Raw genomic sequence first — 17,605 nt, 5'->3', positions numbered from 1 at the left:
TGATGCACGAGCGCAATGCTCACAACTTCCCCCTAGATTTGGCAGCAGGTGACTTTGCTCCTGTAGCTCTAACCGCTCCTGCTATCAACGGTTAATCATAATTTGATATCCGCTCTTCACACTTATCTATAAGTAAAAGACGCTCTCCCGAAAGGGGGGGCGTTTTTGCATTGGGTTAATTGGGACATTAAGCATGGCATTGGACACTTTTTTGAAGTGCAAAAATATTGATCGGTGTTGCACCAAAACTAGACCGCTATAGTTCAGAACTTAGGCAATAATGATCAAAAAGTAAATTTTACGGGTAATAATTGCTAGCAGCGCAGATAATTGCCTCAAAGCTCAAGTATAAGGAGAAGCCGAAAATGATTTTACACCGTGGGCGGAAAGTGGTAGCTGCTTTGTTGCTGTCAGTGGTACTACTGACAACAGCCTGTACTGCAAAAGCACCTGGACGTTTTGACCAGACGCAAAAAGAAAGTACTCAACAAAGAAAGGGTCAAGCGGTGACTAAGACCGCAACTCAGGGTAGCGAATTTAATAAACTTTTCCCTAATGCAGGTGATGGCTACCAGCGCGTCTATACCCAAGAGAAAAAAGGCTTTGCGGAAGCGAAGTTGAAAAAAGGCGGTAAAGAAGTAGCGTTGCTGTCTATTTCTGATACCACCAGTACACCAAGTACAGCAGCCAAGTTCTCGAAAAGCACCAAAAAAATTGGCGGTTATCCCGCAGTAGAAGTTGGTAAGACGCAAACTGCAATTTTGGTAGGAAAGTACCAAGTAAAAGCACTTTCTCGCGATTCGTCATTTACAGCTAGCGATCGCGCAGATTGGCTAGAGAAGTTTAATCTTAGTCGTCTGGCTAGCCTGAAATGAGCTACATTACCGACATTAAAGATAACAAAACCTAAATAAGGAGATTTTTGTGAGCAAATCGATTTTTGAGTTGGTTGATCAATTGCCAACTAGCGGCTTGACCATTTCTATGTTGAATTCCCTCGATTTTGTTGCTCCTGGCCAGTGGCAAAATACTGTCGGTTTTGTCAATACTATTAAGACCGTCACTGGCGAAGACGACGAAGATTTAATTCAGCAAATTGGTGAAAGAGCGATTTATCTATTCAACGACAAATCTCAAGGATACCAAACAGCTTTGTGGCTATATCAAACCGTTGATGGTACAGATAAAGCGCTTGGCGCAGCAGCTTTAGCTAACAAAGTTGGCGAAAAAATTCCTTTATTGGGTTTTTTAAACTCTGTCACTCCCAAACCAGACAAAGCCCAAACCATTGATTTGACATTAAAATTAGTGGCTGAGTTGGTAGCCTTCTGCCAAATTAACGGCATTCCTGGCGACAGTATTGGGGATTTTGTCGTCTCTTTAGGTGAGTATAGTGGTGAGTCACTCATCCGCATGGTGGCATTAGTTTGTGTTGATGGTTTGATCCCTCTGGGCCCAGACTTCATCAGCAAAGCGATATCCGGGCTTAATCAAACAAATCCACAGGAGTTAGAAAAAAATTCGACTTTCCACAACATCAAAGATGTGATTCCAGGGGACAATGCTAGTAGTAAACTCAATTTTATCGGCGAAAGCTTTGACTCAGTTAAAGGTTGGATGAGTGATATTGTCAGCACCAATAATTTAACGCCACAAAAGGTAGTTGGCAATTTGCAAAGTTTTGTCGATATTGCCGATGACAAGTTAGACTACCTCGCAGCGTTCCTGGATGTAACAACGAATTATTATGAACACACCGGCACGCAAACTTTAGCACGCCGCTTGATTGAACGGGCGGTGGCTGAAATTTAGGTTGATTAGGGGGCTGGGGAGTGGGAATTTTAGATTTTAGACTTGAGCTACGCTCAGTCGAACGATTTTGGATTTTAGATTGAAATTTAATCTAAAAGACGCTCTCTTACGAGACGCTGCGCGTAGCTTGCTTCCCCGAAGGGGTACGCGGACTCGCTCTAAGCAAAGCCATGCCGCAGGCTTTACGCTGCGCTATCATCAATCCAAAATTCAAAATTGAATTGCCCAATGCCTCATGCCCCATGCCTATTAGGGTAAACGTAAATCTGCTGCGATCGCATATAAGTAAGGTTGAAAAATAGCCAAGTTTTCCAGTTTCTCAAACTTACCTGTTTGCGTACCTGTGTCAAATGCAGTGGTAATGACGTAAAGTTTAAGTTTAGTGCCATCAAAAGCAACATGACCAATATATTGCTCTTGTACTCCACCTTTTTGCTTAAGTCCGGCAAACCCATAGCGGATTCCCTGAAGCTTACCAACGGGTACTGGTTGCGGTGGATAGGCTGAGAAAGTAATCTGTTTTCCATATTTACCCTGACGGTCTTTCGCAAAAGCAGCGTATTGGTCTGCAACCCAAGCCTTGAGCGCTAGTAATACCTGGGTTTGGTATTTGGAACTTTGGTAGTCCACTTGGGAACCAGGTGGAATACCAGCTGCTACGAGTTTCTTTTGAAAATCCTCATTGTTTGCTAGTGGGTAAACGTTAATCTCAACTGTACCCAAACGTTCCCCTTTGGAGGAGACACACAATAAAGGCGCATTTCCCTTACAAGCAGCAATTTGCCAGTTAGTTGGAGTAACGGCATTTCCCAGGATTTTCTGCCAGATATTTTCCTCATTAGGGTTGGGAAGTTTTACAACGGTAGGAGATTTTACCTCTTTGGGTGGAGAAAATTGGGGGAGAACAAATTTTGCTCCCAGTGGTATTAACACCAGCAAAATAGAACCTAGTAATAAATGATAAAGTCGTAACATTTTCTTAAAAATTTAGAGCCAATGATTGCAGACTAACGATATTTACAATACTTTATGGGTATACAGGAAGAATAAATTTATATTCCTGCAAGTTCCGCAAATGGAACTCAACAAACTATAGCGCTTCTTTGTGGAATGAGCTAGAAGGTAGGGGCGCACAACGGTGCATTAAACATACGGCTATTTAACTTAATATCAATAAACTTCTCTAAATAAGAATATATATATGTCGGCTGTAAAAATGGAAAGGACAGAAGTTAGGTTTACCCTGCTTCTGTCCAATTTAGGATTAGTTACCGTTCACAAAGTCAAGCAAGTGGCTATGCAGGTACCATTTCCTTTTGAAATCTCATCCAATAGCGATGTTGAGCGATCGCATTGATAAAATCATCAGCTATCGATTTCAAGTCAGAGGCTTGGCGACAAGTTACCACACCCATTTCAGAGCGCACCCCATCCTGTGACAACTTCACGCCCTCAAGATTAGCCATCGATAGTAATTCGACACCTTCGCTCGTAGCGGCGATCGCTTTACAGTGTTTAAATGCCTCGTTAATGAAGTGAACTGCTTCTCCCTGCTGCTTGAGCATCTTGATACTCTGCGCTCCACCAGGTACATATACCGCATCAAACATCACAGAAGCAGCCGTCACAAAGGTCATCTCAACCGGGATCTCCTGACCATCATCGCCTTTAATTTTACCGCCATGAGTCGCAACGACCTTCGCATGAGCGCCCTGCTGCATTAGTGCCTGCTGGAGTGCGCCCAGTTCCTGAGCATTTACACCATCCGCCGCTAGAATTGCAATCCGGCGACTCTTAATCGTTTTTTCTGGCATCAACTCCTGCATGGTTTGGATACTGAGCGCCGGAGATTTCTGCCCATGATTTGGTGTTACTTCTGTAGGAGCAGGTAAGCCCAGTCCTTCAGCAATGCGGGTTACCAACTGATGATCGACAGAGTTAAATAACTCCAGCATCCGCTCTTTGACGGCGGGGTTCATCACTTTGCCCAGCTCAAAATGTGCGGCTTTCACCAAGTGTTCTTTCTCCGGATCAGACAAACTGTTCCAGAATAAGGTCGCCTGACTGAAGTGGTCTTGGAAACTAGGGCTGCGTTCTCGGATTTTATTACCTTCCATCCGCTCTTGATAGCTGACAAAGCCGCCGAGATTTTCCGGAGCCGTCATCGGGCAACCATTACCGAGGGAATTGGGGTAGTAGTTCACCTTTGAAGTGGGAATTTTGTACTGCATAACGCCGTCCCGTTGGTTATTATCGAACGGACAAACGGGGCGGTTAATTGGTAGATCGGTATAATTTGCGCTTCCCAAACGGTGTACTTGCGTATCAGCGTAGGAGAAGATCCGACCTTGCAGCAGTGGGTCATCCGAGAAGTCGATGCCCGGTACAATATTGGCAGGTTGGAAAGCAACTTGTTCGGTTTCGGCAAAGTAGTTGTCTGGGTTGCGGTTGAGTACCATTTTGCCGATTGGCTTCACAGGAACCAGTTCTTCGGGAATGAGCTTGGTGGAATCAAGGATATCAAAATCAAATTTAAATTCGTCCTCTTCCTCGACAATCTGCACACCAAGTTCAAATTCCGGATAATCGCCCATTTCGATCGCGTCCCCTAAATCGCGGCGATGAAAATCAGGGTCTTTTCCGCCTGCTTTCTGCGCCTCATCCCACACCATCGAATGCACGCCCAGAATCGGCTTCCAATGAAATTTCACAAACCTTGCTTTGCCTTGTTCGTTGACAAAACGGAAAGTGTGAATACCAAACCCTTGCATCATGCGGTAGCTTCTGGGAAGGGTGCGATCAGACAGTATCCACATAATCATGTGCATTGATTCCGGCATCAGCGAGATGAAGTCCCAGAAGTTATCATGAGCAGTTCCCGCTTGGGGTATCTCGTTGTGTGGTTCGGGTTTAAGAGCATGAACCAAGTCAGGAAACTTGATGGCATCTTGGATAAAAAACACCGGAATATTGTTGCCGACTATATCATAGTTGCCATCTTCAGTGTAGAATCTGACAGAAAATCCGCGCACATCGCGGGCGGTATCAGCTGAACCGCGAAACCCGACAACCGTCGAAAATCGAACGAAGACCGGAGTTTTAACGGAGGGATCTTGGAGAAATTTTGCCTTTGTATACTCTGCCAGGGATTCATAAGGCTGGAAGTACCCATGAACACCTGCTCCTCGCGCATGAACCACCCGCTCTGGAATCCGCTCTCGGTCAAGGTGTGCCAGCTTCTCGCGGAAGTGAAAGTCTTCTATCAATGTAGGCCCACGCGATCCAGCTTTGAGGGAATCATTTGTATTGCTAACCCGGACTCCCTGATTGGTGGTCAAATATTCCCCGGCTTCTTGACGAGAAGAGTCTAAATCCTTCTGTTTGCTTTGCTCGTTGATCGGATTGTGTTCAGTCATGTTAGGTATTGTGAAGTGCTATTTAACAGTTGAATTAATTTGCGTGGCCTATTAATTAATTTTGTTTAGCAGGTAAATGAGTCTGCCGTGATAGATCGTTGCCGCTCCTCATGCCTTTTAAGGCGAGTCACTGAAAGCGACTCTACTATCTTCTCTAAGAGAGTACGATTTGCCGGTTCCCTAACCGCCTGCTTCGCCTTATCTAGCATTGCTCGGATGCCAAAGAATTCATGAGTCACGCCGTTATAGTTGGTTACCTTATTAATCTTAAAAAGCTAGAAGCAATCCTGCCTCTAGCATTGGTCAGTAATGCCTAAGTTATTGAACCGAATAAACTACTGCTAAATGCAGATGTGATTATGAATACAAAAGAGTTAAGCAAAACGTTGGCGTTGAAGCAACATGGTAATTGCTTTGTTTTGGCTGCTTGGCTATTAATTTAACTCAAATGGTAGAAAATAATTACATACGTCTTTAGTATAATAATTTTTACGTAATTTAAAATATATACGGTTAATAGCGCTGAAAACAAATACAGCGCTACTACGGGCAATGTTGTTTATTTATATATGTATGTCTAATTACTTGTAGCTTGGCAGAGGTATGTCCACGATGAAGAGATGCTGGCTGGATGTCAAATGGAAAGGCAAATTTACTTGCACTTGTTAGTAGTCAGACAATTTCATGCCAAGTTCAATCTCTCCGATTATACTTGACTATATTAGACTATATTCTGTTTAAACTTTTAGCATACCTTCATTCTCCCCTAAAACTACTTGTGTCATTCTCATTCCTCCTTAATGTGGATGAATAGTTCAAGGTTAGATACAAAATCAAATGTTCCAGCAGAGTGAAGCCTTTAACTTTATCTGCTGGAGACTCTAAATGTGAAATTTTCAGGAATCGACTTAGTAGCGATTACTGTTGCGGCGGGCATTACCACCACCCCAGCTACCAATCGCACAGTTATTTAGTGTCTTGAAAATTAAGCTGTGGACTAATGAGTAAAGATTATTATCGGTAGTAGGACTAATTATACCATGACTGAGTGTTTTAAAAGCAAATTAAAAAATATTCATCCTCGCCCCATTAGCTATGCTCAAACTGCGCTAAAATCCTTTCTGCTTCCTTACACAGCAGCTCGTGATATTCACCGTTACTAGCCAGCAAACCTCCCCATTGATTGATATCACCGATGTTATACTGCAATGCGGTGCCGTCGAAGTGGGTAAATTTACCACCAGCTTCTGTTAAAATCAGTTCTGGTGCTGCCATATCCCAGTCTTTGGGCGCAGACTTACCGGAAAGGGAAATGTAGATATCTGCCTGTTGCTCGACAATAGTGGCGATTTTGCAGCCGACACTACCCACAGCTTTCTGATTTTGACAAGGTAAGTTTTGTAGTAAGTAATCTAAGCGTTGGTTGCGGTGAGAGCGACTAACGACTAAGGTTAAATCCTCAACTCGTTTGCCTGACGACACTTGTAAAGGAACAGATCGATCACGCGTTTCTACAAATGTACCCCCACCTTTAATCGCGTAATATAACTTTTGAGCCTCTGGTAGTGCCACCACTGCCAACACTGGGCGTGTTTCCTTGACTAAAGCAATGTGAACCGCATAGTCCCCAGTTTTTTTAATAAAGTCTCGTGTGCCATCCAAAGGGTCAATTATCCATACCCAAGGGGGAGAAGGGTGTGCGCCCGGACTTGGCGATTGATAGGTTTCTTCGCTGATGTAAGCAAAATCTTCATTACCCAAAGTTGCTTGTAGCCTCTGCAAAATGTATTGACTCACAGCGACATCGGCAACGGTAACAGGCTCATTCTGTTTGTATTGTACTTCTAAGTTAGGGTCTTTTGCAGTGCCGTGGTAATACGATCGCAGGATATCTGCTGCTCCCCAACCTACCTCACGAGCGATCGCTAATATTTCTTGTAAGTCTTTCATTAAATTTGACCTTATATAACTTTACTAAGTACAGTTTTGCTTAAAAGCGTAGTGTTTTTAATGCAGAGGAACGCATTAACATTGTATCGGGACGCATTCACAATGCATCGGCATACATTGGCGTTGTATCGGGACGCATTCACAATGCATCGGCATACATTGGCATTGCAACGGATTAGGGACTTCCAGTTAAAAAAACATCCCATCGTAGGGGCGCAAGGCCAAGATCCCCTACAAATGTACAAATAATTTTGGATAATTTATTTTTCGTCAGTCCCTAAGCCGACTACTCAGCCCTTTAAATCCATCCAGCGTCGGCTACCAAAAAACTTGCACGAATCAGCAGCAATATTAGCTGCCAGTGCCAGGGCATCAGTAAAACTTTCCCTTAAAATATAATCACAAAAGGCACCGTGGAAAATGTCTCCAGCCCCTAATGTATCAACCGCTTGCACCTGTGGCACATCTACGATACCAGTTTTAGTGCAACTTAAGTATTCAATTGGTTTTTGTCCGTGGGTAATGGCGATGTAAGGAATGTAAAATCCGCCCAGATAGGCAAAAACCTCCTCTCCAGTCTGGCAATTGGGGGGATAAAAATTAGCCGAACAAATGGCATAATCTACAAATGGCAGAACTTGCTCAAATCCTGCTTTCCAACTACCACCATCAATTACTACTGGGATATTCTTGGCTTTAGCCATTTGGGCTATGGAATAACTAACCGCCATCTGATGTCCATCAATCAGTACTATATCGACATTTTGCAAAATATCTGACGGGATAGATGCGCTGCTGGCTTGAGTTTTGACAGCATTGATCGAAACCACAGCTCGTTCACCCGTGGCTTGGGTGACAATGATCGAAGAGACAGGCGGTGCTAAATCAGTGGTAGGCTCAAGGTCTGCGATCGCAACTTTGTAATTTGCCAAATCAGCTCGAATTAGCTGCGTCATGGTGTGAGAACCCACTACACCCAAGACTGTAGCCTGATTTCCTAAATAATTGAAAGTCACAGCCGCGTTTGTAGCTGGGCCACCTGCTGCTACAGTATAGTCAGTAGCAACAATCTTCTGATTATTCTTAGGGGCAGAGTCAGCAAGGTAAATCAAATCCAAGGTTACTAAACCTACAAATAAACCATGAGCCGATTTTGGACTTCGGCTTTTTTCGGCTTCGGTTCGATCGAGCGGACTTGTACTGAGCGCAGCCGAAGTAGCCGAGATGCTCAAGGCAAATCGCTCAGTCGAACGATTTTGGACTTCGGCTTCTCTACCAGACGCTGCGCGTAGCTTGCTTCCCCGCAGGGGTACGCTCAGTCGAACGATTTTGGATTTTGGATTAGTCATTTGTCATATATGTTCGTATAGCTGTATAAATTGTTGTTCATAACTCCTAACTCCACTAATTTTTGATTTTGAATTTTGGATTTTAAATTGAAATAAAAATCTAAAATCTAAAATCTAAAATCTAAAATTGAATGACTCCTAACTCTTGCTCATGCAAACCGATCCAAAACCAGGAACACTTTACGTCGTCGGCACACCAATTGGCAATCTAGAAGATATTACCTTTCGGGCGGTGCGAATTTTGCAGACTGTGGATATCATTGCGGCGGAAGACACGCGTCACACAGGAAAACTGCTACAGCATTTTCAAGTTAAAACACCCCAGGTGAGTTACCACGAACATAATCGTACCAGTCGCATCTCAGAATTATTAGAGCATTTAGTTAACAATAAAGCGATCGCCCTTGTGAGTGATGCTGGGATGCCAGGTATTTCCGATCCTGGATATGAACTGGTGAAAGCCTGTATTGAGGCGGGAATTCCAGTAGTTCCTATTCCTGGTGCTAGTGCAGCAATTACCGCTTTGAGTGCAGCGGGATTACCAACGGATCGGTTTGTCTTTGAAGGCTTTCTGCCAGCGAAAAGTCAACACAGACAAGAACATTTAGAATCTCTGCAAACAGAATCTCGCACATTGATTTTCTACGAATCGCCCCACCGCTTACGAGAAACTTTGCAAGACTTAGCAGACGTTTGGGGAAGCGATCGCCAAATCGTGTTAGGGCGGGAGTTAACAAAATTGTATGAGGAATTTTGGCGGGGGACAATTGCCGAAGCGATCGCTCACTACAGCGAACGAGAACCCCAAGGTGAATATACATTAGTAGTGGCAGGAATTCCACCCAGTCAGCCCCAACTGACACAAGAGCAATTGAAAGCCGAATTGCAACAGTTAATTAGTCAGGGAATATCGCGATCGCAAGCTAGCCGTCAGTTAGCAAAAGCTACTTTCCTTCCCCGTCGCCAACTCTATCAACTAGCTCTTTCTATAGTCCTTACTCCTGAGTCTTGAACAGCTAATAAGTGGATGGGTGTAAATAAATATCATATGTCATTATGCCTGCCTACTTACCGCTTTGAGAAAATCACAATATTTGCAAAGGTTAAGATGCTTCCGGCTAGAAGTTATGGTTGTGCGTAACTTCTAGTTAAATTTTCATGTGCGTAGGCTAGCAAAACCGCAGGCATCACCTGAATCAACGATTACAAAGCAGCCAAACTTGGATCATATAGTTAAAGTAAAGAAAGTATGACTACTATACCAAATACATTATTGTTACTAATTCATATATTCATCCTTAAAGACTACCTGGTGAATATACAAATGATATCTAAAGATTTTTGATATTAGTTCTCTAGATAGATCAAAAAATTTGTCGAAAAACTTTAAGATGGAATAGTCAAGACCAAACAAACCACATTCTCCCGAAGGAAAAATTATATGATTACTAACATTATTGCTTGGCTGGTTTTGGGTTTAATTGCAGGTGCCTTAGCTAAGTTATTTTATCCTGGAACCCAAGGTGGCGGTATTCTCTCCACCATTGTCTTAGGAATCCTTGGAGCCGTAGTCGGGGGTTATTTGGGTCAAACTTTGCTAGGAAGTGGTTCGGCAGCCGCCGCATCTGTAGGAGCTTTTTCCCTTGGAAGCATTTTATTTGCTGTTCTTGGTGCGATGCTACTGATTTTCCTTTGGGGTTTATTTACTCGTCGAGCTGTGTAATTACCTGATGTCTATTACCTCAAATTAGCTAACAGTCTTGGGAATCACTTCTAGTTGCAATCAACCGATAAAATGACATTAGAAAATGAGCGAAGAACCATAGGAGTTTTCGCTAAATGTTCCGATGCACAATTGGCACTTCAGGAACTAAAAGCTTCTAATTTTCCAATGCATAATGTTTCTGTAATTGCACGGAATGCAGAAGAACAAAGTGATATTGCTGGTGTTGAAGTTAAAGAGCGCACCGGCAATATATCCTCAAAATATGCTGCTAGAGCCGTTACTGGTAGTGCTTTAGGCGGTCTTACTGGTTTATTAGTCGGTTTAGTCGTCTGGGTAATTCCTGGTATAGGCCGAGTCATCCTAGCCGGAGCACAAGCAACAGCGATCGCTACCAGTTTAGCTGGTGGTTTGCCTGGTATCTTGCTAAGTTTAGGAATTCCTAAAGAGCAAGCACAGGGTTACAGCGATCTTGTGTGTAAAGGTTACTATTTGGTGATTGTAACCGGTATAGATATAGAAATTCGTCTTGCTAAGAGGATTTTTAATCGCCGTGATATTCAACAGTGGGGTGTTTATGAGCCATACTCGACCCCAAATAGTCGCTATAGACAAGCAGTTGGTGTTTTTTATACGCGCCAAGACGCAGCAAGAGCGCTTACTGAACTGAGATTAGCTGGCTTTCCGATGAGTCAAGTATCTATAGTTGCTAAAAATATAAGCAACCTAAGTGATATTTTGGAAGTAAATATCAGCAGTTCTCAAGATAAGTACACCACTTTAGGAATTCCTGATGAGCTAGCCAAATATTATGATCATGAAGTGTCCCTTAGCCATTACGTAGTAGTTCTAAAAAGCACTGATATTTACATAGCAGGTGCAAAAGCTATTTTAGAGAGTAACAACATCCAACATTTTAGTATCTATAGCCAATCTGAACTTGATGCAGCTAGAAGCGATCGCCAGATTACTACTAACTTCTAGTGAAACCTCAAGTTAATCTCAAAAGGTTTGATGGCATATCGTGATTCTGCATATTTCAGAAAGTTTATAGTACAAGTATATTTATTGTTCTATAAATTACATATTTTATAGATATAAATTACCTTTTGTAACCTTAACTTACCACTAGAAGGCTGCTCACGATAACTTACCCTTTGCAGAATTTGGGCCTTGCTAGGTCAATTATTGCACTCATAAAAATTACCATTTTTTAGTTAAAGTCTGCTCTGTAATTTATAATCTAATAATTAATTATCCACTGGCAAATTCAATTAAAAAAATAACTGACTGCTTTTTTTTGAATGAAAAAAGTTATAATATCTGAATGTTTTATCTAAAACTATAGCAATCTTAAATGAGTTGTAATAAAATTCACCCCCGGCTAACGCCGTCTCCCCGATGCTTTGGGGAGCCAGTGCGTTGGGCGGCGAGTCATTCTTGTTGCATCTGGCGTGCGACTAGAGGGGGAAGGTTGTATTTGTAAAGGTATTTATATTACAGCTATTTTCAGGTAAATAGACCACGCGGTAAGGGCGCAAGGCCTTGCGCCCCTACGACAGATGTGGTTCAAATACTTGAATTCTGCTGTAAGATACAATTAATCTTGTTTAGCGTGTAAAAAATTAGACATATACCACGTTAACGAAATATTAGAAATTTACATAACTAAAACATAATCCGAAGAGTACGAAAAATATAAATAATTGGAATAACTGCCTGGAATAATGTTGAACAGTTTGAAGATTGGAACCAAGATTGGAGTAAGTTTTGCCCTGAGTTTGGTAACTCTGACCACGATTGGTCTAATCTCCTATCAAAGCACCAATGACCTAATTGAAACTTCGGTCAATGAAAACCATACCTACCAGGTGCTAAGTCAGCTTGAAGACCTGAACTTGCAACTAACCAATGCTGAGACTGGGCAACGTGGTTACGTAATTACTGGAAAACAGAGCTATCTGGAACCTTATAATATTGCCATTAATGTATTGGATCAAAAAGTCAACGAACTTCAGAGATTAACGGCAGATAACCCCAACCAACAGCGGCGACTGGATATTTTACAGCCACTAATCGCTAAAAAGCTAGCTGAACTTAAAGAAACCATTGACTTGCGCCAAAATCAAAGCTTTGAAGCTTCCCAGAAGGTTGTGCTGACAGACCAAGGTAAGCAACTGATGGGTGAAATCCGCAAAGTCATCTTGGCGATGGAAAATGAGGAGAATGTACTCCTGAAGCAGCGCTCTCAAAGGGCACAAGCAGCTGCTAAAAAAACGCTCGCTAGCATTGTCTATAGTATTCCCCTATTTTCTTTGATCTTGGCTTTGATCGGATTCATCCTGACTAGACATATCTCAGTACCGCTGAAGCGAGTTTCGGAATCGGCAGAAAAGTTAGCGGATGGGGATTTATCGGTAAGTTTACCACATAGCGATCGCCAGGATGAAATTGGCGTATTAACGCGCACCTTCAACCAGATGATCATTAATCTGCGAAACACAACTCAAAAAAATGACGAGCAAAATTGGCTAAAGTCTAATTTGGCTGAATTTACCCAGATGCTCCAAGGGCATCGAAATCTAGAAAGTGTGTCTCGCCTGATCTTGTCGAATTTAGCACCAATGGTTGGGGCATCGCAGGGCGTTTTTTATTTTATGGACTCAATAGACGACCAGCCTGTATTGAAGTTGTTGAGTAGTTATGCTTATAAAGAACGCAAAAATCTGGCAAATCAGTTTCGTTTGGGTGAGGGACTGGTGGGACAATCCGCCCTCGAAAAACAAAGAATCCTCCTAACGGAAGTTCCTAGTGACTATATCCGCATCAGTTCCGGCTTAGGAGAAGCTCCACCGCTAAATATTATTGTGTTGCCTATACTGTTTGAGACGCAGGTGAGTGCCGTAATTGAACTTGCCTCTTTTGGGCCTTTTAACGAGTTGCACCTGAGATTTCTAGAGCAATTGAGTGAAATCCTTGGTGTGTTTTTAAATAACATCGGCTCACAATTGCAAACTCAGCAACTACTTGAAGAGTCTGTTACTTTAACAGAGGAACTGCAAAGCCAGCAAGATGAACTACAGCAGAGCAATCAACGCCTAGAAGAACAGGCGCACGAGTTAGAAGAATCACAATTTATTGTCAAGCAGTCTAACGAGGAATTACAACAACTAAATGAGGAGTTAGAAGAAAAGGCAGAATTGTTAGAAGTTCAAAATCGGGAAGTTGCCCGCAAGAACCAGGAAGTTGAGCGGGCGAGGCAGTCTTTGGAAGAAAAAGCTGAACAACTAGCGTTGTCTTCCAAATATAAGTCGGAATTTCTCGCAAATATGTCCCATGAGCTACGGACACCGCTTAATAGCCTGTTAATTTTAGCAAGGCTGTTAGCAGATAACTCTCTTAGCAACTTGACCGATAAACAGGTAGAGTACAGCCGGACTATTTACTCGGCTGGAACTGATTTGCTGGAGTTGATTAATGACATTCTAGATTTGGCAAAAATTGAGTCGGGTACTATGGTGCTCGATATTGAGCAAATTGCTTTTGCAGATTTAGAGACATCTATAGAGCACACTTTTCGGCAAGTTGCCCACAATAAACAACTCAGTTTTACTATTGAACTGGATGAGAAGTTACCCCCGACAATTTCTAACGACTCCAAACGCCTGCAACAAGTGCTGAAAAATCTCCTGGCTAACGCCTTTAAATTTACTGAAAAGGGAGGCGTGAAGTTACAAATTAGTATGTCTTCTGAGGCAGCTCAATTTGATAATCCGATGATTGCTTTTGCAGTTAGTGATACGGGCATAGGCATTCCAGTCGAGAAGCAGAAGATTATTTTCGAGGCATTTCAGCAGGCAGATGGCACAACTAGCCGCAAGTACGGGGGAACTGGCTTAGGCTTGTCCATCAGCCGCGAACTGGCTCAACTTTTGGGGGGGAGAATTGAACTAGTCAGCCAACCAGGACAGGGAAGCACCTTCACTCTTTACTTGCCCAAGCGACAGGAAAATAATGGTAAAAATCCTCTCACCACACCACCCCCTGAGCCAACCACCTCTATCCGCACAGCATCGACCATAAAAGAAGTGCCAATGGTCGAAAACAGATCCCCTGTGGACACTTCTCCATCCGCGAAAGTACTTACCACCTTGGCCAACGAAATCCCAGATGACCGGGAAATAATTCAACCGGGCGATCGCATTTTGTTGATTATTGAAGATGACGATAAATTTGCCCGCATCTTACTAGATATGGCCCGTGAGCAGGGCTTTAAAACCATTGTTGCTTTACAGAGCAAACAAGGGCTAGCACTAGCGCAAGAGTTTAAACCCGATGCGATTATGCTAGATATCCATATGCCAGAGATGGATGGTTGGACGGTGCTGGATCGTCTGAAACATAACCCAGACATCAGACACATCCCAGTACATATCCTTTCTGTTGATGAAAGACAGCAACGGGGATTACAGCTAGGAGCGATTACCTATCTCCAAAAACCCGTCTCTCCAGAAGCGCTAACTCAGGTATTGACTGAGATTAAAGGCTTTATTGAGCGTCAGGTAAAAAATCTCCTAATTGTAGAAGATGACCCCGTACAAGCCCAAAGCATTATCGAACTGATCGGTAATGGTGATGTCCAGAGTACAGCAGTAGGTACGGGGGCAGAAGCACTTTTGATTTTGCGATCGCATCACTTTGATTGTATGGTATTGGATCTCGGTCTGCCCGATATGAGCGGGTTTGCACTAATTGAGCAGATAAAGCTTGAACCCAGGCTTTTGAAACTGCCGATCATTATCTACACCGGCAAAGAACTCAGCCGACGAGAAGAAACCCAACTGCGGGGACTAGCAGAGACAATTATCATTAAAAATGTGCGATCGCCAGAGCGGTTGTTAGACGAAACTGCCCTATTTTTGCATCGGGTGCAAGCAAATTTGCCCCCACCAAAGCGTCAAATGCTAGAGCAACTACACCAAACTGATCCGGTGCTAGCTAATCGGAAAATTCTGATTGTGGATGATGACCTGCGAAATATTTTTGCCCTCACCAGCTTTTTAGAAAGCTATCAAATGCAAGTGCTGTTTGCCGAAAATGGCAGAGATGGCATAGAGAAGCTGCAAGCTAATCCTGACATTAATATAGTTTTGATGGATATCATGATGCCGGAAATGGATGGTTACGAAACCACCCGCGCCATCCACCAGCAACAACAGTTTCGCTCACTACCAATAATTGCTTTAACTGCCAAAGCCATGCCAGGTGATCGCGAAAAGTGCATTGAAGCTGGAGCCTCTGACTACATCACCAAACCTGTAGATACTGAGCAACTGCTTTCACTACTCCGGGTTTGGCTGTATCGCTAAGTACAGCATTTCATTAATTCGTAGCGAATTAAATTTGGCAATACCTTGCAATGCCAATGCATCGGCTGCAATGTTAATGTATCCCCCTGAAATGCCAATGCATCCCGATGCATTAAAAACGCTACGCTTTTACGCAAAACTGTACTAAGGGAGTAGGGAATGAGGGTAGGGGTCAAGGAGAGAAAAAGTTTTCTGTAACCCAGCTTGGAAACTCGAACTGTTTATATTGTAATCTCAGTACAGAAATTTTAGAGATGCTAAAAACCCACACTTTACCCGATGAAGGGGTGAGTGTGGGTAATTTATGCCTATAAGACGAATGATAGTCTTTTATCGGTTAGCGGAACATACTACTGACTGAAGTATCTTCATGAATCCGCCAGATAGTTTCTCCTAACAGATTAGCTACTGACAGCACCACTAATTGTGGAAAACGATTGTTTTCTGGTATGGGAATCGTATTGGTGACAATGACTTCTTCAAATAAGCCACTGGACAACCGCTCCATCGCTGGTGGAGAGAATACTGCATGAGTTGCACAGGCGTATACTTGACGCGCTCCTTCTTCACGCAGTAATCGCGCCCCTGCGGCGATCGTTCCCCCAGTGTCGATCATGTCATCCACCAACACTGCCGTTTTGCCTTTAACATCGCCGATGACATTTAACACTTCTGCAACATTATGTGCCTGACGACGTTTGTCAATAATTGCCAGTGGAGCATCATTCAGCTTTTTCGCAAATGCTCTGGCTCGTGCTACACCACCAACATCGGGGGAAACAACCACAAGATCGGGCAGTTGTTTGCTTGTTAAATAATCCAGCAATACTGGCGAACCGTAAACATGGTCAAAGGGGATATCGAAATAGCCTTGAATTTGAGCCGAGTGCAAATCCATTGCTAGAACGCGGTTGGCACCTGCTTCGGTAATCAAGTTAGCAACCAGCTTGGCGGTTATTGACTCTCGTCCTGCCGTTTTGCGATCGGCACGGGCATAGCCATAGTAGGGAATTACTGCCGTCACCTGTCGCGCAGAAGCTCGACGACAGGCGTCAACCATAATCAGTAATTCCATCAAATGATCGTTCACGGGTTGACAAGATGGCTGGATTAAATAAACATCACAACCCCTAATTGATTCTTGGATTTGAACGTAAAGTTCTCCATCCGCAAATCTTTTGCGAATCATTGGCCCCAAGTCCATGCCCAGATAACGAGCGACTTCTTGAGACAGTTGGACATTGGCAGAGCCAGAAAATAGCCGCAGGCGATGATTATCAGTCAGTCCTGTTGCAGATGGTTGCATTTTGAAAGTTGCAGAACTGAGCACAGCAGCTCCTCTATGTGCATTCATAGCAATATTATCATTAGAGATTTAATAGATTTAATCAGGAAATCACCTAAAAAAACATCTGTGAGTTTTTTTGAAGCTTTCATACCAAATTTAAACATTTTTCCATATAATTATCATTTGCTAACTGTCTAATTTTCTTGGCAAGCAAACTATTGATAGCTTAACGGACATCAAGTCCGTCTACTAGGTCTATACTTCAAGTTTTTTAGGTTGAGGTAAATGACCCTAATCTCTCTAAAGATTGGTGTGATAGATTGCTTGTTCTAACTACCTCATTTATAACTGACAGTAAAGCATTTACAACTTAAGTAATATTGAACTTTGTTTTTAGACCGGAGAACACTTGCGACTAAGTGTTAAACAGGTATCTGATTATATTCTATGATACTAGCGGTAAATAAATAAACTAGCAGACTTAATTTTTAGTTTTAATTAACCCAATAAATTCCCAGATCACATTGGTACTTATATCTATTCTTTATGAAATCCTTGCTAGATAAAGGGACTATTCTATACAGGCTCACATAGAATTGGTATTAACAAACTCTCACTTGCGTGGGTTCTGGCGCAGGGCTGACAGCAGTTCCAAGCGGTCAGAGAAGAGGAAAAGGGTCAAGGGGCAGGGGAGAAGA

The 17,605-nt window shown here is 42.9% G+C and carries 11 protein-coding genes and 1 pseudogene; 7 read left to right on the top strand and 5 right to left on the bottom strand.

Translation table 11 applies throughout. The annotated features are described in order from the left end of the window. The 3 genes and pseudogenes from V7K49_RS18795 to V7K49_RS18785 all read left to right on the top strand — a co-directional run. Positions 1 to 95: pseudogene (locus V7K49_RS18795) on the top strand (photosystem II protein D1); the annotation flags it as partial. Between the two features lie 270 nt (positions 96 to 365). Beyond that, positions 366 to 875, top strand: a complete 510-nt coding sequence (locus tag V7K49_RS18790) for a hypothetical protein (RefSeq protein WP_335206832.1) — start codon at positions 366 to 368, stop codon at positions 873 to 875. Positions 876 to 924: 49 nt separating this feature from the next. Next, positions 925 to 1,812, top strand: coding sequence for a hypothetical protein (locus V7K49_RS18785; RefSeq protein ID WP_334867929.1), 888 nt, complete (start codon positions 925 to 927; stop codon positions 1,810 to 1,812). Between the two features lie 249 nt (positions 1,813 to 2,061). Here V7K49_RS18785 and V7K49_RS18780 read toward each other — a convergent pair whose 3' ends face one another. The 4 genes from V7K49_RS18780 to V7K49_RS18765 form a co-directional block, all read right to left on the bottom strand. Then, positions 2,062 to 2,787: a hypothetical protein gene (locus V7K49_RS18780; protein ID WP_335206831.1), complete on the bottom strand. Its 726-nt coding sequence runs from the start codon at positions 2,785 to 2,787 to the stop codon at positions 2,062 to 2,064. 320 nt (positions 2,788 to 3,107) lie between these two features. Continuing rightward, entirely contained in the window at positions 3,108 to 5,228 is a 2,121-nt protein-coding gene (locus V7K49_RS18775) for a catalase (RefSeq protein WP_335206829.1), read from the bottom strand. A gap of 1,089 nt (positions 5,229 to 6,317) precedes the next feature. Beyond that, positions 6,318 to 7,178, bottom strand: coding sequence for a 3'(2'),5'-bisphosphate nucleotidase CysQ family protein (locus V7K49_RS18770; RefSeq protein WP_335206828.1), 861 nt, complete (start codon positions 7,176 to 7,178; stop codon positions 6,318 to 6,320). Positions 7,179 to 7,468: 290 nt separating this feature from the next. Next, a complete protein-coding gene (locus tag V7K49_RS18765; protein WP_334867919.1) occupies positions 7,469 to 8,527 on the bottom strand; it encodes a sugar kinase in 1,059 nt (352 codons plus the stop codon). A 151-nt stretch (positions 8,528 to 8,678) separates the two neighbouring features. On the opposite strand from V7K49_RS18765, the gene rsmI reads away from it, so the two are divergent. The 4 genes from rsmI to V7K49_RS18745 all read left to right on the top strand — a co-directional run bounded on the left by rsmI (position 8,679) and on the right by V7K49_RS18745 (position 15,619). Next, entirely contained in the window at positions 8,679 to 9,539 is an 861-nt protein-coding gene (gene rsmI / locus V7K49_RS18760; protein WP_334867917.1) for a 16S rRNA (cytidine(1402)-2'-O)-methyltransferase, read from the top strand. Positions 9,540 to 9,968: 429 nt separating this feature from the next. After that, a complete protein-coding gene (locus tag V7K49_RS18755) occupies positions 9,969 to 10,250 on the top strand; it encodes a GlsB/YeaQ/YmgE family stress response membrane protein (protein ID WP_334867915.1) in 282 nt (93 codons plus the stop codon). A gap of 72 nt (positions 10,251 to 10,322) precedes the next feature. After that, entirely contained in the window at positions 10,323 to 11,234 is a 912-nt protein-coding gene (locus tag V7K49_RS18750; RefSeq protein WP_335206827.1) for a hypothetical protein, read from the top strand. A 743-nt stretch (positions 11,235 to 11,977) separates the two neighbouring features. Continuing rightward, positions 11,978 to 15,619 carry a response regulator gene (locus V7K49_RS18745; RefSeq protein ID WP_335206826.1) on the top strand — a complete coding sequence of 1,214 codons (3,642 nt, stop codon included), beginning with the start codon at positions 11,978 to 11,980 and terminating at the stop codon, positions 15,617 to 15,619. 337 nt (positions 15,620 to 15,956) lie between these two features. Here the strand turns inward: V7K49_RS18745 and V7K49_RS18740 are convergent, their stop codons facing one another. Next, the gene (locus V7K49_RS18740; protein WP_334867910.1) at positions 15,957 to 16,973 is read right to left on the bottom strand and encodes a ribose-phosphate pyrophosphokinase; all 1,017 of its coding nucleotides are present in this window, start codon (positions 16,971 to 16,973) and stop codon (positions 15,957 to 15,959) included. Between the last annotated feature and the right edge of the window lie 632 nt (positions 16,974 to 17,605).

Source organism: Nostoc sp., assembly GCF_036919675.1.
GTDB lineage: Bacteria > Cyanobacteriota > Cyanobacteriia > Cyanobacteriales > Nostocaceae > Nostoc.
Note: the sequence above shows the minus strand (reverse complement) of the source record. Positions and strands in the feature narration are given on the sequence as shown.